The 21613-nt window shown below is 74.4% G+C and carries 13 protein-coding genes; 12 read left to right on the plus strand and 1 reads right to left on the minus strand.

Features of this window, described 5'->3' with window-relative positions; translation table 11 throughout:
* Positions 1-1080: IS1634 family transposase (locus ACIO9K_RS27365; protein WP_400333904.1), on the minus strand; the 1080-nt coding region annotated here is incomplete at its 3' end.
* A 402-nt stretch (positions 1081-1482) separates the two neighbouring features.
* Here ACIO9K_RS27365 and ACIO9K_RS27370 point away from each other — a divergent pair.
* The 12 genes from ACIO9K_RS27370 to ACIO9K_RS27425 all read left to right on the plus strand — a co-directional run bounded on the left by ACIO9K_RS27370 (position 1483) and on the right by ACIO9K_RS27425 (position 21603).
* Positions 1483-2778 (plus strand): helix-turn-helix domain-containing protein, encoded by a 1296-nt coding sequence (locus ACIO9K_RS27370; RefSeq protein WP_400333907.1) that lies wholly within the window; start codon positions 1483-1485, stop codon positions 2776-2778.
* A gap of 180 nt (positions 2779-2958) precedes the next feature.
* Entirely contained in the window at positions 2959-3426 is a 468-nt protein-coding gene (locus tag ACIO9K_RS27375; protein ID WP_400334124.1) for a cobalamin B12-binding domain-containing protein, read from the plus strand.
* Entirely contained in the window at positions 3423-4712 is a 1290-nt protein-coding gene (locus ACIO9K_RS27380) for a methylaspartate mutase (protein ID WP_400333910.1), read from the plus strand. Before ACIO9K_RS27375 ends, ACIO9K_RS27380 begins: the two co-directional genes overlap by 4 nt.
* Before the next feature lie 97 nt (positions 4713-4809).
* Positions 4810-5802 (plus strand): asparagine synthetase A, encoded by a 993-nt coding sequence (locus ACIO9K_RS27385; RefSeq protein WP_400333912.1) that lies wholly within the window; start codon positions 4810-4812, stop codon positions 5800-5802.
* Complete coding sequence (locus tag ACIO9K_RS27390) at positions 5799-7070, plus strand: glutamate synthase-related protein (RefSeq protein WP_400333915.1); 1272 nt, start codon at positions 5799-5801, stop codon at positions 7068-7070. Before ACIO9K_RS27385 ends, ACIO9K_RS27390 begins: the two co-directional genes overlap by 4 nt.
* A 150-nt stretch (positions 7071-7220) precedes the next feature.
* Positions 7221-12014, plus strand: coding sequence for an amino acid adenylation domain-containing protein (locus ACIO9K_RS27395; protein ID WP_400333918.1), 4794 nt, complete (start codon positions 7221-7223; stop codon positions 12012-12014).
* 32 nt (positions 12015-12046) lie between these two features.
* Complete coding sequence (locus ACIO9K_RS27400) at positions 12047-16519, plus strand: amino acid adenylation domain-containing protein (protein WP_400333921.1); 4473 nt, start codon at positions 12047-12049, stop codon at positions 16517-16519.
* Between the two features lie 9 nt (positions 16520-16528).
* A complete protein-coding gene (locus tag ACIO9K_RS27405) occupies positions 16529-18286 on the plus strand; it encodes a non-ribosomal peptide synthetase (RefSeq protein WP_400333924.1) in 1758 nt (585 codons plus the stop codon).
* Positions 18283-19080: a thioesterase II family protein gene (locus tag ACIO9K_RS27410; protein ID WP_400333927.1), complete on the plus strand. Its 798-nt coding sequence runs from the start codon at positions 18283-18285 to the stop codon at positions 19078-19080. The genes ACIO9K_RS27405 and ACIO9K_RS27410 overlap by 4 nt, the downstream gene beginning before the upstream one ends.
* 2 nt (positions 19081-19082) lie before the next feature.
* The gene (locus tag ACIO9K_RS27415) at positions 19083-20267 is read left to right on the plus strand and encodes a cytochrome P450 (protein ID WP_363621040.1); all 1185 of its coding nucleotides are present in this window, start codon (positions 19083-19085) and stop codon (positions 20265-20267) included.
* A 119-nt stretch (positions 20268-20386) separates the two neighbouring features.
* Complete coding sequence (locus tag ACIO9K_RS27420; protein ID WP_063350320.1) at positions 20387-20599, plus strand: MbtH family protein; 213 nt, start codon at positions 20387-20389, stop codon at positions 20597-20599.
* An 8-nt stretch (positions 20600-20607) separates the two neighbouring features.
* A complete protein-coding gene (locus ACIO9K_RS27425; RefSeq protein ID WP_387812888.1) occupies positions 20608-21603 on the plus strand; it encodes a TauD/TfdA family dioxygenase in 996 nt (331 codons plus the stop codon).
* Positions 21604-21613: the final 10 nt, after the last annotated feature.

Below are 21613 nucleotides of genomic sequence, written 5' to 3' on the forward strand. Positions count from 1 at the left end.
GTTGATCGTCCAGCGCAGGCAGGAGGTGACGTGCCGCTTGGCTGCGATGACCCCGATCCGGGCCGTGATCTTCTGGTGGGTCCGATAGTGCTGGCCACCCGCCGCACTGGCGAGTTTGTCCATCTCCTCGCCGGCCCGGGCCAGTCGCTTCTCGCGAGCCCGGCGCTGGCCCGCCGCGACAGCGGTGGAGTGCACCAGGATCCGGCGCACCCGGTGCACCGGATCCCGCTTGCGGCGCCCGGCCATGGTGTGGATGTCCTCCAGCACCCGGTAGCTCTCCTGCTCGGCGGCCGGCTTGTCGGTGTCCCGCTCGGGCACCCAGTCCACCTCCTGCGCCTGCGCGAGGTCCAGAGCTGCGTAGACCTCGTCCTTGACCTGCGCGGCCGGGACCGGTGCGATGAAATCCACCCCGGCCGCGAGCAGTGCGGCGACATTCGTATAGGACACCAGCTTGGAATCGGCGACCATGAGGAACTTCTGTTCACCGGCCATGCCCCGCAGGTCCGTCATCGCGCCGACGACCTGGCTGACCTCGGCCGCACCCCCGTCGAAGACACGGGCATGGAGAGGAACGCCGCCATCGGCGGAGACCGCGAGTCCGGCCTGGACCTGCTTCAGGTCCACCCGCCGGTCCTTGGGGCGCCCGTAGCCGATGACCGGGTACTGCTCGTCCTGGTTCCCGGCAGGGAAGGCGCCATGGACGGACATGCTGGTCATGTCCCAGTGCAGCCTCGACACGTCGATCCCGAACTCGGTGATTGCCCGGGCGCCGACCGTCCCCGCGATTCTGTCCAGCTCCGGCGCGATCGCGTCCAGGGCCCGGGCCAGACGGTCGTCGTTGAGCAGAGCCGGCTCGATGCCGAAGACCTCCTCCACCGCCCAGGTGCGGGCCCAGTCCCCGACCCGCACCAGTGGTGCGGGCGAGGTCAGCCGGTTGGCGACCAGTGCCTCGATGACCTGTCCGTGCGTCAGATGCGCGCTCGCGCCGCCCGGACACACCTCGTCGACGATCCCGGCCACATCCAGCCGGCGCAGAAACTCGGCAGCGACAGGCAGAGCGCCCAGACGCTTCTCCACCACGGACGTCACCACAACTTCAAGGCGCTGACGCTGGGACCGTGGCCGCGGGGACCGGGAAGTCATCGACACATCCGGATCAACGCCACACGACCGGTCCGGGACACTCCCGGACCGGTCACACCATACGAATCAACGACCCGCGAAGTACGGGACTAGAGGAGCAGTCCGCCGACGGGCTGTGAGGCCCGCGTGAAGGTCGTGGGTGGGGCCGGTGATCGGCCGTTGATCGGGCGTAGACGGCGAGCCTGGAGCATCTGGAACCGGAGGGGACCGGTTCGGAGGCCACAGCCTGACCACCGGGTCCCACGCGGTCGGACCACGGACCGCGCGGGTGCCCAGCGCTGATGCCGCCACTGGTCCCGACCCCCATCAGGAGTCCGGACCACGAAGGGCAGACGAGGCATGGACGGCGGGCAGTGGGTGCAAGCGGTGAGGACGGCGGCGGGCTTCGGAGAGCAGTTGAGGGTGCGGCGCGAGCGGATCGGCCTGACCCAGCAGTGTCTGGCCGATCACGCCACCCTGAGCGTGCGGGCCATCCGGGACATGGAGAGCGGCCGAGTGAGACGGCCGCGGAACGAGACCGTCCGGCTGCTGGCGGACGCGCTGCGGTTGGAGGGCCGTAGCCGGGCGGACTTCGAGGAGGCCGCCCGTCGGCACCCGCTCGCCGATGAGCCGGCGGCCGTGGCGCCGGTCGCCCCGCCGGTGGCGCGCGGGGCCATCGTCGGGCGGGAGATGGAGGCCGAGGTGCTGTCCGACGCCTTCGCCGTGCACGGGGACCGGCTGGTCTCGCTGGTGGGGCTCGGCGGGGTCGGCAAGACCCGGCTCGCCCTGGAGGTGGCCCGCCGCCTGCACCTGGCCGCCTGCTGGTCGGTGCGCTGGGTGGACTGCGCCGGTGACTCGGCTCCCTGGCACGGCCGGGTGGACGACATCGTCCGGGACATCGGCGACCGGCCCGCCCTGCTGGTGCTGGACGGCGCCGACGGCGGGGTGGACGCCGCCCGGCTGGACGGGCTGTTCCACCACTGCCCCGGGCTGCGGGTGCTGATCACCGCCCGGGAGGCCTGGCCGCTGCCCGGCGGGCAGGTCGTCCCGCTCGCCCCGCTGCCCGTACCGGCCCCCGAGCTCGACGCCGAGCCGGAGGCGTTGGCGCAGATCGGCGCCGTCCGGCTGCTGCTCTCGCACCTGCGCCGGCTGCGCCCCGGCTACACCCTGGAGCGCTCCGAGGCCCCCGCCGTGGCCGCGCTCTGCCGCCACCTGGACGGCCTGCCGGGAGCGTTGGAGCGCGCGGCGGGGTGGACGCTGGTGCAGTCCACCGCCCAGCTGCTGGCCCGGCTGTCGGCCGGGCCGTTCACGCTGGCGGCACCGCCGGTGGTGTACGGCACGCGCGGTGACGTCCGGGACGAGGTGGAGCCGGCGATCCAGCGGTTGACGGAACGCCAGCGGGCCCTGCTGGACGTGCTCGTGGACGAGCCCGGCGACTGGTCGGGGGAGGACGCGGTGGTCCGCAGCGGCTGGGCGCCGCAGACCTGCCTGGCGACGGTGCACGAACTGCTGTCGCGCGGACTGATCCGCAGCGTGCCCGCCCGCGACGGGGTGCGCTTCACGGTGCTCAACGTGTGCCGCCGCCTCCTCCGGGAGGAGCCCGGGCACCGGTTCGCGCCGGCCGCGGACGTCCAACTGCTCGCCGTCGCGGGCTGACCGCGCGGCGGCAGGCCGGCCGGGTGTCGATACTGCCGCTTCTTGCCCGCATCTTGCCGCACGAGCTGCCGGTCGCCGGGCCCGATCGTTCCTAGCGTTCTCCGTGGGGCTGGACCGCCGCGGAATACGCGCCGGAATTCCCGGGCCGCCGGCTGGGGCGTCGGCGGAATTCCATCGACGATCGCTACCGACGAGGGCTGGGCTGTGGAGCACGGAAATACCGGAGAGAGAAGACTGGACGTCGTCGTGACGACGACGGCCTCGGATTCGCACACCTGGAACCTGGTGTTCCTGCAACTGCTGCTGGAGGAAATGGGCCACCGGGTGACGAACCTGGGCGCGTGCGTCCCCGACGCCTTGCTGCTCGCCGAATGCCGCCGGATCGAACCGGACCTGATCGTAATCAGCAGCGTCAACGGGCACGGTCACCAGGAAGGGCTGCGGGTGATCCCGGCCCTGCGCGCCTGCCCGGAACTGCGGCGCACCCCGACGGTCATCGGCGGCAAGCTCGGCATCGCCGGAACCGACGACCCCGACCGCGAGCGCACACTGCTCGCGGCCGGCTTCGACCGGGTCTTCGAGGAGGGCTCCGCGGTGGCCGGGTTCCGCGAGTTCGTCGACGGGCTGCACTCCCGGGTCCTGCTGTGACGAGCTTCGGCGCGTTCGTGGCGCAGGCCGCGGAGGCCGGCGCACTGGTGGTCCAGCCCCGGATGGGGATGGCGCGGGCGGCCCGGATGCGGGAGGGCCTGCTCGCCACCCGGGCGGCGGCCGCCGTCACCGTCGGCACCATCACCCTGGACAGCTACACCCGCACCGGCGACCTCGACGCCGCGCGGCGGGCACTGGCCGCCGGGGCCGGCCTCAACGGCTATCCGATCGCCACCCACCCGGTCGAGGTCACCCGGGCGGTCCTGGCCGGGGTGGCGGACGCGGGCTTCCCGGTACAGGTCCGGCACGGCTCGGCCGCGCCGGAGCACATCATCGGGGCGCTGCTGGCGGCCGGCCTGGACGCCACCGAGGGCGGACCGGTCTCCTACTGCCTGCCGTACGGCCGCACCCCGCTGCACGAGGCGGTGGCCCGCTGGCAGCGCAGCTGCGAACTGCTGTCGTCCATACGGGAGTTCGGTGCGGATCCGCACCTGGAGACGTTCGGCGGCTGCATGATGGGCCAGCTCTGCCCGCCCTCGCTGCTGATCGCCATCAGCGTCCTGGAGGCGCTGTTCTTCCGCCAGCACGGGCTGCGCAGCATCTCGCTCAGCTACACCCAGCAGGCCAACGCCGACCAGGACGAGGAGGCGCTGGCCGCGCTCGGCCGGATCGCGGGCGAACTGCTCGCGGACGTCGACCGGCACCTCGTGGTGTACGCGTACATGGGCGTGTACCCGCGCTCGCCCGGCGGCGCCCGGCTGCTGCTGGAGGACGCCGCGCGGCTCGCGGTGCGCGGCGGCGCCGCCCGGCTGATCGTCAAGACCACGGCCGAGGCGCACCGCATCCCGACCGTCGCCGAGAACGTCCGGGCGCTGGAGACCGCCGCCGAGGCCGCCACGGCGGAACGCTCCCGCCCCCGGCCCGCCGCCCCGCCGGACACCGGGATCGAGGCCGAGGCCAGGGCGCTGATCGGAGCGGTGCTCGACCTGGACGCCGACGTCGGGCGGGCCCTGGTGCGGGCGTTCGCGGCCGGCTACCTGGACGTGCCGTACTGCCTGCACCCCGACAACGCCGGGCGGACGCGCAGCTCGCTCGGCCCGGACGGACGGCTGCTGTGGTCCGCCGTCGGCTCGATGCCGATCGCCGGGCTCGCCGAGGGCGGCCGCGCGCCGATCCTCGGCTCGGCCGGGCTGCTGGCCGCGCTCTCCCAGGTCCAGCAGCGCTACGACGAGCGGGCCGAACGCTCGCCCGCACCCGCACTCCGGGGCCTGCCCGCCGCCCGGTGAGACGCCCGGTGAGAAGCCGGGTGGGACGCCGGGTGAGACGCCGGGTGAGAAACCACGCTCCACGCTCCACGAGAGAACGAGAGAAGAGGACCCGACCATGCCCGACCCCACGCTCCTGCCGCCGACCGACCCGGGCCGGCACCTGACCGCGCCGGCCACCCGCAGCGCGCTCCGGATCCAGCAGCACCTGCTCACCTCGGCCCGCGAGTTCCTGCGCGGCCGGGGCTTCACCGAACTGCTGCCGCCGATCATCGGCCCGGTCACCGATCCCGGTGCGCGCGGCTCCAAGCAGGTGGACATCGACTTCTACGGCCACCGCTACAAGCTGATGACCAGCGCGATCCTGTACAAGCAGGCCTCGCTGCTCGCCTTCGACAAGATCTTCTGCATCGCCCCGAACGTCCGCCTGGAACCGCTGGAGACCGCCGGGACGAGCCGCCACCTCGCCGAGTTCCACCAGTTGGACGTGGAGGTCGCCGGCGCGAGCCGGGACGACGTCGTCCAACTGGCCGAGGACCTGGTGGTGCACATGGTCGACAGCACCGTCCGCGCGCTGCCCAAGGAGTTCGCCGAACTCGGCCGGGACCCGCAGGCCTTCGCCGAACTGCTGCAGGGCTCCTTCGGTCGCATCCGGCACGCCGAGGCGGTCGCCGAACTCCAGGGCATCGGGCACCCGCAGAGCCCTGAGGCCGAACTCGACTGGGAGGGCGAGGCGTTGCTGTCGGCCCGCCGGGACCGGCCGTTCTTCGTCACCGACTACCCGAAGGGCTCGCGCGGCTTCTACGACCGCGAGCACCCCGACGACCCGGGCCTGCTGCGCAACTTCGACCTGCTGGCGCCCGAGGGCTACGGCGAGTTGTGCAGCGGCAGCCAGCGCACCAACGACTACGCGGAGATCGTCACCCGGATGCGGGAGACCGGCGAGAACCCGCAGAAGTACCGCTGGTACCTGGACCTGGTGCGCGAGGGCGTGCCGGCCAGCGCGGGCTTCGGCATCGGGGTCGAGCGGCTCACCCGGTACGTCGCCGGGCTGGACGCCGTCTGGCAGGCCAGCGCCTTCCCGAAGATCGCCGGGGTGGTGTCCCCGTGAGCGACCTCAGCGCGCCGGGATTCCCGGAGGAGGAGGTCCGGAACCGGGCCCGCGCCGGAGCGGCCGCCGCCTTCCCGCCCGCCGAGGAGTACGGACACGTGCTGTTCGGCGCCGGCCGGCCGGGCGCGGCGGACCGGGCGGCGCCGCCGGACGCCCTGGACGCGCTGCGGATCGTCCCGCCGCTGTTCCTGCCGCAGCGGCTGGCCAAGCTGATCGACCTCGGCCGCGAGCCCGACTACCGGGACGTCGAACTGGCCACCGTCATCGGAGGGTTCGCCTCCGCGCTGCCGGTGTACGTCTCCGCGACCGGCTCCACCCGGGCCGCCGGTGGTGACCTCGGGCTGGCACTGAGCCGGCAGGCCGGGGCACTCGGCATCCCGATGGTGATCGGCGAGAACGTGGTGCCGGTGAACGGCTACGGCCGGCTCGGCGAGGCGGCCGACCGCACGCTGCTCGGCCGGCTGCGCGCCTACACCGAGGAACTCCCGGACGGCCTCGGCGGCGTGGCCGTCCAGCAGAGCACCGAGGACGCCGACGCCGAGGTGTGGAACCTCGTCCACAGCGACCCGGCCGCCCTGCCCCTGCTGGAATCCGGACGGCTGGCCTTCGAGTTGAAGGTCGGCCAGGGCGCCAAACCGGGCCTGGGCGGCATGACCGTGCTGGAGGCCGAGGCCGCCGCCGCGCTGGGCGACCGCTTCGGGCTGGACCCGTTGTTCGGCGACGGGCGGGTGCTGCGCGCCGCCACCCCGGGCACCTTCACCGCGGAGATCCTGCGCCAGCAGATCCGGCTGATGCGCAACAACTACCCCCGGGTGCGGATCTGGGTGAAGCTCTACCCCGGCCGGGACGTGGCCGAGGCCGCCCGGGTGGCGCACGAGGCCGGGGCGGACGCCGTCGTGGTGGACGGCGCCGAAGGCGGAACCGGCTGGGCGCCCGGGGTGTTCCTGCCGCACGTCGGACTGCCGCTCGCGGAGTGCCTGCGCCGGCTGGCGGTCGCGCCGCCGCCCTCGCTGCTGGTCTCCGGGCGGATCTGGGAAGGCGCCAGAGCGGTCAAGAGCCTGGCCCTGGGGGCCCGCGCGGTGGGCCTCGGGCGGGCGGCGCTGCTCGCCGTGGCGGAGGACCGGGAATCCGGGCTCCGCCGTTTCGTGGACTGTCTGGCGCTGGAACTCCGACTGCTGATCAGTGCGCTCGGAAAGTACGCGCCACAGGCCCTGGACCGGGAGGACGTCTGGTCCCCCGAGGAATACGGAATCACCGCCGGCCGGTAGCCCCGGCCTGCCCGGGTCGATTCCTGCGGCAGGTCCGGAAAGCGGCGCCGGAAACTGCCGATTTCCTTCCTCATTTCCTGCCGATAGGGCCGTCGAATTCCCCCTATCGTCGAACTCGTCGCCGATTCATCTCACTTCTGGGGCTGGATGATGTCCTCTCGCGGTTTCCCTACTGAGAATGCTGCGCCCGAAATCACGGCGCCTGAAATCACGGTTTCCGCTTTCGAGCCGCCCACTTTCGAGCCGTTCGCCTCCGCCGTCCGCCGCTTTCCGGAGCGGCCGGCCGTCCGCACCGGTGGCCGGACCGTCAGCTACCGGGAGCTGGACGGCCTGACCGCCGCGCTCGCCGCCCGGCTCGCCCCCGGGTGGACGGTCGCCGTCACCGGCCGCGACCGGCTGGACCACGTGGTCGCGCTGCTGGCGGTCCTGCGGGCCGGCGCCACCTACCTGCCGCTGGACCGGGAGGCCCCGGAGGAGCGCAACCGCTGGATCACCGAGGACGCCGGGGCCTCCCTGGCCCTCGGCGGCGAGGAGCTCACCGAGCTCAGCGGGCTCAGCGACGGCGCGGGTGCCGTTGCCGGTGCCGGCTACGTCATCTACACCTCCGGCACCACCGGTCGTCCGAAGGGCGTGCACGTCCCGCTCGACGCGCTGACCGGCCACCTGGCCGCTGCCGTCCGGACCTTCGGCCTGACCGAACAGGACGTGGTGCTGCAGTTCGCCCGTCCGACGGTGGACGTGGCCGTGGAGCAGGTCCTCGGCGCGCTGTCCGCCGGGGCCTGCCTGGTCCTCCCGGAGCACCGACTCCTCTCCCCGGCCGAACTGCTGGACCTGCTGGACGCCGAGGGCGTCACCGTCGCCAACCTGGCCGCCGGCTACTTCCAGGACGTGGTGGCGGCCCTGGGCGGCCGGGTGCCGCGCACCCTTCGGCTGATGATCTCGGGCAGCGACAAGCTGGAGCCCGCCACCGCCGCCGCCTGGTGGGCCGCGACCGGGGTGCCGCTGCTGAACGCGTACGGACCGACCGAGACGGTGGTCACCGCCACCACCCACCGGCTCGCGGGCGAGCAGCCCGAGGCGGGCGTGCCGATCGGGACCGCGCTCGGCGGGCGGCGGCTCTACGTGCTCGACGAGCGGCTGCGTCCGGTGCCGCCCGGCACGGCCGGCGAACTGTACGTCGGCGGGCCGCTGCTGGCCTCCGGCTACCTCGGCCGCCCGGGCCTGACCGCCGACCGCTTCGTCGCGGACCCGTTCGTGGCCCCGCCCGCGGACCCGCCCGCGGCCCCGCTCGCAGACCCCGCCGCAGCGCCGAGCGGCGCTCCCGGCGCGCGGATGTACCGCACCGGCGACGTGGTGCGCCGCACGACCGAGGACGGCCCGCTGGAGTTCGTCGGCCGCAGCGACCACCAGGTGAAGGTCCGCGGCTTCCGGGTCGAGCCGGGCGAGATCGAGCAGGTGCTGGCCGGGTACCCGGGCGTCACCGGCTGCGTGGTGGTGGCGCGCGAGGGCCGGCTGGCCGGGTACCTGACCGGCGCCGCGCCGCGGTACGCCGAGGCGCGGGACTGGCTGGCCGAGCGGCTGCCCGAGCACATGATCCCGGCGACGCTCACGGCGCTGGACGCCTTCCCGCTGACCGGCGGCGGAAAGGTGGACCGCCAGGCCCTGCCCGAGCCGCAGGCCGCGCCCGAGGGCCAGCCCGCCGGCCGCCCGCCGCGCACGCCCGCCGAGCAGCTGATCGCGGCGGTCTGGGCGGACGTGCTCGGGGTGCCCGAGGTCGGGGCGGACGACAACTTCTTCCACCTGGGCGGCGATTCGCTGACGGCCGTGCGGGTGGTGGGCCGGGTCTTCGACGTCTTCGGCATGGTGTCCCCGTACACCATCTTCGACGCGCCGACGCTGGCGGAGTTCGCCGCCGCGGTGACCGCCGCCTCCGGCGGTGAGCGCCCGGCGCTGGTCCGCTCGGGCGCCGCCGGGGCCCCGCTGTCCAAGTTCCAGCGCGGCCTCTGGTTCCTCGACCAGTGGAACCCGGACGCGCCGACCTACGTGGTGCCCTGGGTGTTCCGGTTCGCCGGGCCGGTCGACCCCGAGCTGCTGCGGCAGGCGCTGGCCGGGGTGGTGGCGCGGCACGAGAGCCTGCGGACGACCTTCGAGCTCGCCGAGGACGGTCCGCGCCAGGTCGTCCACCCGGCCGTGGAGCTGCCGTTCACGCTCACCGAGACCACCGCCGACCAGGTGGACGACCTGGTGGCCGAGGCCGCGCTGGAGCCCTTCGACCTGGCGGTCGGGCCGCTGGTGCGGGCGCGGGTCTTCCGGGCCGCCGGGGCGACCACGCTGTTGCTGCTCCTCCACCACATCGTCTGGGACGAGGGCTCGCTGCCGGTGCTGGAGGCCGAGCTCCAGGAGCTGTACGCCGCGGCGGCCGAGGGTCGCCCGGCCGAGCTGCCGGAACTCGCCGTCCAGTACGGCGACTACGCGGCCTGGCAGTACCAGGACGACACCGCCGAGCGGCAGCTCGATTACTGGCGCGAGCAGTTGGCCGACGTTCCGGACGTCGACGCGCTGGCGCCGGACCACCCCCGCCCCGAGGAGCAGGCCTTCCGCGGCGCGTTCCACCGCTTCGCGATGCCGGATCCGGTGGCCGGGGCCGTGCGGGCGCTCGCCCGTAGCGAGGACGCCACCCCGTTCATGGTGCTGCTCGCTGGGCTGGCGCTCACCCTGCACCGCCGCTCCGGGCAGCGCGACCTGGTGCTCGGCTCGCCGGTGAACGTCCGTGGCCGGGCCGAACTCGACGGCCTGATCGGCTACTTCGTCAACCTGCTGCCGCTGCGTCTGAAGGTCGAGGAGGGCGTCTCCTTCCGCGAGCTGGTCCGGCACGTGCGCGAGGTGTCGATCGGTGGCTACCGGCACCAGGAGGTGCCCTTCGACGACATCGCGAACGCGGTGCTGGAGGAACGCCCCGAGGACCGCAACCCGCTGTGCCAGGTGCTGCTGGAGCTGCACCCGCTGGACACCCGCCCGCTGACCGTCGGCGGGTGCGAGGTCACCCGCGAACTGCACTCCAACCCCGTCTCCCGCTTCGACCTGTCCGTCTCGGTGGACGACCGCGGCACCGGCTTCACCGGCCGCTTCGAGTACGACAGCGACCTCTTCGAGGCCTCCACCATGGCCGGCCTGTGCGAGCAGTGGCTGGGCACCCTGGCCGCCGCCCTGGAGGTGCCGGGGCACGCCCTGTTCGAGGCGCAGGCCGCCCGGGCCCCGCAGGCCACCGCCCTGATCTCCGGTGAACGGGCCGTCCCGTACGGCGAGTTGAACGCCGCCGCGAACCGGCTGGCCCGCCACCTGGTGGGCCTCGGCATCGGCCGCGGCGACACCGTCGCCGTACTCGCCGAGCGCGGGCCGGAGATGGTCACCGCGCTGCTGGCCGCACTCAAGACCGGCGCCGCCTACACCCTGCTCGACCCGGACTTCCCGGCCGAGCGGCTGGCCGGCGCGGTCGCCGACACCGGCGCCGCCACGGTGATCACCCACCGCCACGCCACCGTGCCGTTCGCCGTCCGGCGCCAGGTGGACCTGGACGCCGCGGCCGCCGAGCTGGCCCGGTACGCGGCGCACGACCTCGGCGTGCCGGTCGACGGCGCCGATCTCGCCTGCGTGATGTTCACCTCCGGCTCCACCGGCCGCCCCAAGGGCGCGGCCGTCCCGCACCGCGCGCTCACCACCACCTACCTCGGCCAGGACTACGCCCGCTTCGGCCCGGACGAGGTCTGGCTGCAGTGCTCGCCGGTCTCCTGGGACGCCTTCGCGCTGGAGCTCTACGGCGCGCTCTGCTTCGGCGGCGCCTGCGTCCTGCAGCCCGGCCAGCGCCCGGACCCGCAGACCATCGCCGAGCTGACCCGCCGCCACGGCGTCACCGAACTCCAGCTCTCCGCCAGCCTGTTCAACTTCCTGCTGGAGGAGCTCCCGGAGACCTACGACGGCCTCAAACTGGCCATCACGGCCGGCGAGCGGGCCTCCGTCACCCACGTGGCCAAGGCCCTGGAGAACCACCCGGGCCTGGTGGTCGCCAACGGCTACGGCCCGGTCGAGAGCCTCGGCCTGACCACCTGCCACCAGGTCGGCCCGGAGGACGTCACCGGCAGCTCCGTCCCGATCGGCGTCGCGCTGAACGGCAAGGGCGTCCTCGTCCTGGACGAGCAGCTGCGCCCCGTCGAGCCCGGCGTGATCGGCGAGTTGTACGCCTCCGGCGGCGGTCTCGCCTACGGCTACCTCGGTCGGCCCGGCCTCACCGCCGAACGCTTCGTCGCCTCCCCGTTCGGTGCCCCCGGCGAGCGCCTCTACCGCACCGGAGACCTCGGCTACGTCAACGCCGGGGGCCTGCTGGAGGTCACCGGCCGGATCGACGACCAGGTCAAGATCCGCGGTTTCCGGGTCGAGCCCGGCGAGATCGAGGACGCGCTCACCCGGCACCCCGCCGTCCAGGAGGCCGCCGTCACCGTCCACGAGCCCGCCCCGGGCGACCACCGCCTGGCGGCCTACGTCACCGTCGGGGCCGACGCACCGGACCCGGAGGTGCTCCTCGACCACCTGGCCGGCCTGCTGCCCGAGCACATGGTGCCCGCCACCCTGGACGTCCTGGACGCCCTGCCGCTCAACCACAACGGCAAGGTCGACCGGAAGGCACTGCCCGCCCCCGCCGGGCGCCGGGCCGCCGCCCGCGACCCGCTGACCGAAGCCGAACGGCTGGTCGCCGAGGCCATGTGCGAGGTCCTCGACCTCACCGAGGTCGGCCGGGAGGACAACTTCTTCCGGATCGGCGGCAACTCGCTGGCCGCCGTCCGGGTCGCGATGCGGCTGTCCCGGGAGACCGGCACCCGCGTCCCCCCGCAACTGGTGTTCCGGGCCAGGACCGTGAGCGCCATCGCCGAACGGCTGGCCGCCCGATGACGGGCCGCACCGCACACGAAGGGAACGAGGCCGTGAGCCCGTCCGACCACCCGGCGCGCACCGCGCCCGCCTCGGGGCTGCAACGCGGCCTCTGGTTCCTCGACCGCCTCGATCCGCGGCAGGTCACCTACTGCACGCCCTGGACGGTCGACGTCACCGGCCCGCTCGACCTCCCGCTGCTCCAGCGCGCGCTGGACGCCCTGGTGGCCCGGCACGAGGTGCTGCGCACCACCTTCGCGCTGCACCCCGACGGCCCGCGCCAGCAGGTCCACCACACCCTCGCCGTGCCGCTCGCGGTGACCGACCTGCGCCCGCAGGGCGGCCCCGAGCAGGCCGGACGCCTGGAGGAACTGCTCACCGCCCGCTGCGCCGAACCCTTCGACCTGGCCGCCGGACCGCTGCTGCGCGCCGAGGCCTTCCACCTGGCGGACGAGCGCACCACGCTGCTGTTCACCGTCCACCACATCGTCTGGGACGGCTGGTCCGCCGAGGTCTTCGAGCGCGAACTCGCCGACCTGTACGGCGCCGCGGTGCAGGGCCGGGCCGCCGACCTGCCGGAACTGACCGTGCAGTACGCCGACTACGCGGTGGAGGAGCTCGACACCTCCTTCGAGGAGCACCTGACCTACTGGAAGGAGCAACTGCACGGCGCACCCGCCCTGCTGGAGCTGCCCACCGACCGGCCCCGTCCCGCCGAGCGGGGCGCGGCGGGACGGACCGAGGAGTTCGGGCTGGCCCCCGGCACGGCGGCGAAGGTGCGCGCCCTGGCCGAGGCGGAGGGCGTCACCCCCTTCACCGTCCAACTGGCCGCCTTCGCCCTGCTGCTGAACCGCTGGACCGGCGCCGACGACCTGGTGATCGGCACCCCCGTCACCACCCGCAACCGGCCCGAACTGGAGCACCTGCTCGGCTACTTCGTCAACCTGCTGCCGCTGCGCCTGCGGCTCGCGCCCGGGCTGAGCTTCCGCGCCCTGCTGGAGCACGTCCAGGACGTCGCCTTCGAGGCCTACGGCTACCTCGACGTGCCCTTCGACCAGCTGGTCGACCAGCTCGGCACCGCCCGCACCGCGCAGCACCCGCCGCTGGTCCAGGTGGTGTTCGGCGCCCACGGCGAGGACCGCACCCCGCTCGTGCTCGGCCGGGCCACCGCCGAGAGCCGGGTGCGCTCCAACGGCACCAGCAAGTTCGACCTCACCTGGTCCGTCTTCGACAGCAGCGGGACCGGCAGCGGGACGGGCGGCGACCCCGGCGGCGAACTGCGCGGCGAGGCCGAGTACCGCAGCGAGCTGTTCGACGCCGGGACGGTGCGCCGGCTGGCCGCCGACTTCGGCGCCCTGCTCACCGCGGCCCTGGACGACCCCGACGCCACCGTGCTGCGGCTGACCGGCCGCACCGCCGGGGCCGAGGCCGTCCGGGCCACCGACACCCCCGGCCACTGCCTGCACCGGCTGTTCGAGCAGGCCGCCGACGCCCACCCCGACCGGCCCGCCGTCAGCGACTCCGGCCACACCCTGAGCTACGCCGAACTCGACCGCCGGGCCAACCGCCTGGCCCACGCCCTGCGAGCCCGCGGCGCCGGCCCCGGCGACCGCGTCGGCATGCTGCTGGACCGCACGGCCGACGTCCTGGTCACCGTCCTCGGCGTGCTCAAGACCGGCGCCGCGTACGTGCCCGTCGACCTCGCCGCCCCCGCCGACCGCGCCGCGCTCGTCTTCGCCGACGCCGACGTCACCCTCGTCGTCACCGACCGCCCGGACCGGGCCCCCGAAGGCCCCTGGCAGGCCTACGACCTGACCGCCGAGGCGGCCGACCTGGCCGTCCGGCCGGACCACCGCCCGCCGGCCGCCGGGCGCCCCGGTGACGTCGCCTACATCATCTTCACCTCCGGCTCCACCGGCCGCCCCAAGGGCGTCGCCGTCGCCCACGAGCACGTCAGCCGGCTCATGGCGGACGGCGCGGAGCACTTCGGCTTCGGCCCGGAGGAGACCTGGACGCTCTTCCACAGCTACGCCTTCGACTGGACGGTCTGGGAGATGTGGGGCGCCCTGCTGCACGGTGCCCGCCTGGTCGTCGTCCCCTACGTCACCAGCCGCTCGCCGGAGGAGTTCGCCGAACTGCTGGAGCAGGAGCGGGTCTCCTTCCTCTGCCTCACCCCCTCGGCGCTGCGCCAGCTGGAGCCCGTGCTGCGGCGCGGCCCGCGCGACCTGTCCGCGCTGAAGTGGATCATGCTCGGCGGGGAGGCGCTGGACCCGGGCGTCGTCCAGCGCTGGTTCGAACTCGACCCGCCGCCCCCGGCCCGGCTCTGCAACCTGTACGGCATCACCGAGACCACCGTCCACGTCACCACCCACGACCTGGCCGGCAGCGCCGGCTTCGAGCGCAGCCTGATCGGCGCGCCCATGCCGCACCTCACCGCCCAGGTCCTGGACGACTGGCTGCGTCCGGTGCCGCCCGGCGCGGCCGGCGAGCTGTACATCGGCGGCGGCAGCCTCGCCCACGGCTACTGGGGCCGCCCCGGCCTCACCGCGGGCCGCTTCGTCGCCGATCCCTACGGCCCGCCCGGGGCGCGGCTCTACCGCACCGGCGACGTCGCCCGGCGCCTGCCCGGCGGAGGCCTGGAGTACATCGGACGCGCCGACTTCCAGGTCAAGCTGCGCGGCTTCCGGATCGAGCTCGGCGAGATCGAGAACGCGCTCGCCGCCCACCCGGACGTCGACGCCTGCGTCGTCACCGTGCACGACGACCGGCTCGCCGCGTACGTCACCGGGCGCGAGCCCGCCGACGTCCGCGCCTTCCTCGGCCGCTCGCTGCCCCCGTACATGGTCCCGGCCAGCTTCACCGTCCTGGAGTCGCTGCCGCTCACCGTCAACGGCAAGGTGGACCGTGCCGCGCTGCCCGCCCCCGGCCAGCGCAGCACGGCCACCGGAGGCCGCCACGTCGAGCCGCGCACCCCGGAGGAGGAGGCCTTCGCCGCCGTCTGGACGGAGGTCCTCGGGGTGGACGGCATCGGCGTCCACGACGACTTCTTCCACCTCGGCGGCGACTCCATCCGGGCCGTCCAGCTCGCCGGCGCGCTGCACGAGCGCGGCTGGGGGGTGAGCCTGCGGGACGTCTTCAACGCCCCCACGGTCGCCGCCCTGCTGCCGCTGGCCGAGCCCGTCGCCGAAGGCCCGGCCGACCACGAGCCCTTCTCCCTGATCACCCCGGAGGACCGCGACGACCTGCCGCCCGGCCTGGCCGACGCCTACCCGATGGTCTCCATGCAGCTCTCCATGGTCTTCCACATGGAGATCGCCGGCGGCACCGACAGCTACCACAACGTCAACTCCTACCGGATCTCGGGCGACCTCGACGAACAGGCCTTCCGCCGCTCGGTCGCCGAGGCCATGGAGCGCCACGCGGTGCTGCGCACCGGCCTCGACCTGTCCGGCTACGGCGAACCGCTCCAGCTCGTGTACGGGCGGCTGCCCGCGCCCGTCGAGTTCACCGACCTGCGCGGCGAGCCCGACCAGGACACGGCGGTCCGCGAGGTGTTCGACACCCACCGGTGGACGCCCTTCGACCTCACCGCCCCGCCGCTGTTCCGGATCACCGTGCAGCGCCTGGCCGAGGACGCCTTCCAGCTCACCATCTCCGAGCACCACGCCATCCTCGACGGCTGGAGCTTCACCTCGCTGTTCACCGAGATCCTGGAGCGCCACACGGCCCTGGCCGCCGACCCGCTCGGCGCCCCCACCCCGCCGCCGCGCACCGCCTTCCGCGACTTCGTGGCCGTCGAACGGCAGGCCGCCGGGGACGAGCGCTCGCTCGCGTACTGGCGCGACCGGCTGTCCGGCGTCAGCGGCCAGTCCTTCCCCGGCAGCGAGGACGTGCACGAGGCGCCGCGCACCGTCGAGCGGGTGCTGCCCGAGGCGCCCGAGCAGCTGCGGCAGGTCGCCGACGCACTGGCCGTGCCCCTCAAGTCGGTCGCGCTCGCGGCCCACCTGCACGCCCTCGCCGCCGTCACCGGGCGACGGCGCGTCACCACCGGCCTCGCCGTGAACGGCCGGCTGGAACGGCTCGGCGGCACCGAGGTGTACGGGCTGTTCCTCAACACCGTCCCGCTGAGCTGCGAGCCCACCGACGACCTGCTCGCCCTGGTGCGCGAGGTGCACCGGGAGGAACTGGACATGATGCCGCACCGCCGGGTGCCCTTCGCCCGGCTCGCCCGGCTGATGACCGACACCGCGCTGGACAGCCAGTTCGGCTACCTGCGCTTCCACGCCCTGGGCCGGCTCAGCTCCGCCCGCATCGTGGACGGCCGGATCGGCTGCGAGCCGACCCTGCGCCACGAGCCCAACAGCTTCGCGTTCGGCGCCTCGCTGATCCAGGACCCGGTCTCGCAGCGCGTGCTGCTCGCCGTGGACCACCAGCGCTCCCTGGTCACCGACACCACCGCCGAGCAGTTCATCGACACCTACACGGCAGCCCTGCACGCCATGGCCGCCTCCGTCCGAGAGTCCTGAGGAACCGTCATGACCGACCTCCTGCACCGCCTGCGCGATGCCGTCGCCGCCCACCCCGAGCGCACCGCCGTCCTCGCCGGAGCGGCCCGCCTGGACTTCGCCGAACTCGACCTGCGCACCGCCGCGCTGGCCCGCGCCCTGCGCGCCCACGGCGTCGGCCGCGGCGACCGGGTCGGCGTCCACCTCGCCCGCACCGCCGACCTGCCGGTCGCCCTGCTCGCCGTCTGGCGGGCCGGCGCCGCCTACGTCCCGCTCGACCCGGCCTACCCCGCCGAGCGGCTGGCCTTCATGGCCGCCGACGCGCGGCTCGCGGCCCTGATCAGTACGGACGGCCTCCCGGCGGCCCAGGACGTGCCGGTCCTGCGCCCGGACGCCGCCGCCGACGGGTCGGACCTGCCGGAGGCGGCCGACCCGCTCGACCCCGCCTACGTCATCTACACCTCCGGCTCCACCGGGCTCCCCAAGGGCGTCGAGGTGCCGCGCGGCGCCGTCGCCGCCCTGGCGGAGGCACTGGAGGCCGCCGGCGCCTACCGCGCCGAGCCCGGGGTGGTCGGCTGGAACGCCAGCGTCTCCTTCGACGCCTCCGTCCAGCAGTGGGCCCGGATCTGCCGCGGCGACACCGTCCTGGTCATCGGCGACGAAGACCGCGCCGACCCGGCCCGGGTGGCCGCCCTGCTGGCCGAGCACGCCGTCACCGACCTCGACCTGACCCCCTCGCACTGGGAGCTGCTGCGCGAGCCGCTCACCGGCGCCCGGGTGCCGCGGCTGTTCATGGGCGGCGAGCCCGTCCCCGAGCACACCTGGCGGGAGCTCGCCGACGGCGGCATCGACGCGCTCAACCTGTACGGGCCCACCGAGTGCACCGTCGACGCCGTCACCGCGCGGATCAGCGGCCCCGGTCCGCACCTGGGCGAGCCGCTGCCCGGCGTGCGCCTCCACCTGCTGGACGAGAAGCTCGCCCCGGTCGCCGACGGCGTCGTCGGCGAGCTGTACCTCGCCGGGCCCGGGCTCGCCCACGGCTACCCGGGCCGCCCCGGGCTGACCGCCGGACGCTTCGTCGCCGACCCGACCGCCCCCGGCGAGAGGATGTACCGCACCGGCGACCAGGCCCGACGCGGCGAGGGCGGCCGGCTGGAGTACGTCGGCCGGGTCGACCGCCAGGTCAAGCTGCGCGGCTACCGGATCGAGCTCGGCGAGGTCGAGCACGCGCTGGCCCGGCTGGACGGCGTCCAGGCCGCCGCCGTCACCGTCCACGAGCCCGCCCCCGGCGACCGCCGGCTCGTCGGCTACGTCACCGGCGCCGCCACCGCCGCCGAGCTGACCGAGCGCCTGCGGGCCACCCTGCCCGCGCACCTGGTGCCCTCGGCGATCACCGTGCTGGACGCCATGCCGCTCACCCCGAACGGCAAGGTCGACCACGCGGCCCTGCCCGTCCCCGCGGCGCAGCCCGCCCCCGCGGCCGAGGAGGCGCCCGCCGAGGGCCCCGGCGGGCTGGCGGAGCAGGTCGCCGAGGTCTGGCGCACCGTGCTCGGCCTGACCGGCGTCACGCCCACCGACGACTTCTTCTCGCTCGGCGGCCACTCGCTCGCCGCGCTGCGCGTCGTCCACCTGCTGCGCCGCCGGCTCGGCATCGAGCTCCAGCTGCGCCACCTGCTGGACTCGGCCGACCTGGCCGCCTTCACCGCCACCGTCGGCAAGGCCGTCGAGGCCGGCACCGCCGCCCCCCGGCCCGCCCTGACCGCCCGCGCCCGGGTCAGCGGCGCATGACCACCGCCACGCGGGTGCGCCCCCGCGTCGAGGGGGACTGGCTGCTCGTCCCCGCGCCCCAGCCGCACCGCCCGTTCCGGCTGTTCTGCTTCCCGCACGCCGGGGGCGACGCCACCGCCTACACCCCGCTCGCCCGCGCCCTCGCCCCGACCGCCGAGGTCTGGGCCGTGCGCCCGCCCGCCCGCGGCGGTCGCCTCGGCCACCCGATGCCCGCGAGCTTCGACCTGCTGGTCGACGCCGTCGTGGACGCCCTCACCCCGCACCTGACGGGCCGGTTCGGCTTCTACGGGCAGAGCTTCGGCGCCCTGCTCGGCTACGAGGTCGCCCGGGCGCTGCCCGCCGAGCGGCGGCCCGAACTGGTGGTCGCCGCCTCCGCCTCGCCGCCCGCCACCTGGGCCGGCCGGGACCGCCCGCAGCACACCGCGGACGACCTGCTGCGCCTGGCCGGCATGGGTGAACTCATCGAGGGTGACTCGGAGTTGAAGGAGCACGCGCTTCAGGGCATCCGTACCGACCTGGCCGTGGTCGCCACCTACCGCCCCCGCCCGCACCCGCCGATCGGCTCCGACCTGCACACCGTCGTCGGCGCCGACGACCCGATGCTCGGCTCCGCCGGACTCCAGGGCTGGGCCGTCCACACCCGCGGCGCCAGCGGCCACCACATCGTCCCCGGCGGCCACCTGCTCGCCACCGTCGACGGGCCCGGCCCGGTCGACCTGCTGACCTCCCTCATCGAGCGACCGGGCCCGGGCCACCGGGCCGGCGCCGCCGCCGACCAGTCCACGACGGAGTAGCCATGCTGACCACCACCGCGGTCGACCTCACCGACCCGGGCCTGTGGGCCCGCCCCGACACCCCCGCCCTGGTCGCGGAACTGCGCCGGGAGGCCTCCGTCCACCGCACCGACACCGTCGACGACGGGCCGATCTGGTCGGTGCTCTCCTACCGGCACTCCGCGGAGGTGCTGCGCAACGCCACGCTCTACAGCTCCGAGCAGGGCTCGCTGCTCGGCGCCGGCGAGGGCAACGTCCCGGTCGGCTCCGGCCGGATGATGGCCCTCACCGACCCGCCCCGGCACCGCGAACTCCGCGCGCCCGCCAACCCGTTCTTCGCCCCCGGCCCGGTGCGCGGAGCGTCCCGCGGCATCACCGAACTCGCCGCCTCGATCGTCGACCGGGCCGTCGAACTGGGCGAGGTCGACCTCGTCGACGCCGTCTCCGCCCTGCCGCTGTCCGTCATGTGCGACCTCCTGGACGTCCCCGAGAAGGACCGCGAGATGGTCGAGCGGGTCTGCGACGTCGCCTTCCTCGGCCGCACCCCCGAGGAGCGCCGGGCCGGCCACCAGCAGCTCATCCCCTACCTGCTGCACCAGGTGATGCTGCGCCGCACCGACCCGCGCGACGACCTGATCAGCAAGATGGCCACCTACCGGGTCGGCGGCAAGCTGCTGCCGATCGAGGACGTCGTCCTCAACCTGGACAACATCGTGGTCGGCGGCGTCCAGACCGTCCGTCACACCGCGGCCATGGGCCTGCACACCCTCGTCCAGCACCCGGAACTGTGGCGGCAGTTGCAGCGGGGTGAGGTCGGCATGGACTCGGCGCTGGACGAACTCCTGCGCTGGACGTCCGTCGGGCTGCACACCCTGCGCACCGCGAGCCGGGACACCGAGCTCGACGGCCGCACCATCCGGCGCGGAGACCGGGTCGCGGTCTGGGTGTGGTCCGCCAACCGGGACCCGGAGGCCTTCGACCGGCCCGAGGAGATCCTGCTCGACCGCGCCCCCAACAAGCACCTCGCCCTCGGCCTCGGCGCCCACTACTGCATCGGCGCGCCGCTGGCCAAGGCCGAACTCGGCGCCCTGTTCACGGCGATGCTGGAGCGCGTCGCCGTGATCGAACCGACCGGGCCGGTCGTCCACAACCGCTCGATCATCAACTTCGGCCTGGACCACTTCCCGGTGCGCCTCACCCCGCGCTGAACCGGGCCGCCGCGGACCGCCGACGGGCGCCCGAGCCGAACTGCCGCGTTCCTGCCGCGACTCCTGCCGTTGCGCCCCCCGGCCCGCCCCTACCTTCGAAGCAACCCAAGGAGGACACCATGAGCAACCCGTTCGAGGACGACAACGCCGGCTACCTGGTGCTGGTCAACGACGAGAACCAGCACTCGCTGTGGCCGGTCTGGATCGACGTGCCGGCCGGCTGGACCACCGTCCACGGCGAGGACACCCGCCAGGGCTGCCTCGACCACATCGAGGCCAACTGGACCGACATCCGGCCCGCCAGCCTGACCGCCTCCCTCGCCCGGCAGTGAGCGCGACCATGCTGACCTGGGAACTGAACCCCGGCCGTCCGGCCCTCGCCCACGCCCCGCGCACCGCCGACATCGGCGAGGCCCGCGCATGGCTGCGCGAGAACGAGACCGAGCTCACCGAAGCCCTGCACCGGCACGGCACGATCTTCCTGCGCGGCCTGCCGGTCGCGAGCACCGAGGACGTCGCCGCCGTGCGCGACGTCCTCATCCCCGAGCGCACCCCCTACCGGGAGAAGGCCACCCCGCGCAGCGACTACGGCAACGGCGTCTTCTCCTCCACCGACCTGCCGTCGCCCCAGCCGATCCGGATGCACAACGAGAACAGCTACACCCTCACCTTCCCGGGCCGGCTGCTCTTCGCCTGCCTGACCGCCCCCGAGGAGGGCGGCGCCACCCCGACCGCCGACTGCCGCCAGGTGCTCGACCACCTGCCCGCGCACCTGGTCGAGCGGATGCGGACGTCCGGCTGGACGCTCACCCGCAACTACTCGGACTACGTCTCCCTGGGCTGGCGCACCGCCTTCGCCACCGAGGACCGGGCCGAGGTCGAGGCCTACTGCCGGGAGAACGGCATCACCTGGGAGTGGCTGCCGGACGGCAACCTGCGCACCGGCCAGCTGCGCCCCGGCACCATCCACCACCCGGCGACCGGCGAGGAGGTCTGGTTCAACCACCTGGCCTTCTGGAGCGAGTGGTCGCTCGACCCGGACATCCGCGAGGCGATGACCGACGAGTTCGGCCCGGACGGCTTCCCGTTCAACACCGGCTTCGGGGACGGCGAACCGCTGGAGCGCGCCGACGTCGACGCCCTCAACGAGGCGTACCACGCCGCGACCGTGCGCGAGCGCTGGCAGGTCGGCGACGTGATGCTGGTCGACAACGTGCTGTGCGCGCACGGCCGGGACCCGTACCGCGGCGACCGCAGGATCGCCGTCGCGATGGGGCAGCCCCTCGACGTCCTGGACTGCCGGCCCAGCGTCCGGCCCACCCTGGCCGTCGCCTGACCGTCCCAGA

This window comes from Kitasatospora sp. NPDC087271, assembly GCF_044744605.1.
In the GTDB taxonomy this organism is placed as follows: domain Bacteria; phylum Actinomycetota; class Actinomycetes; order Streptomycetales; family Streptomycetaceae; genus Kitasatospora.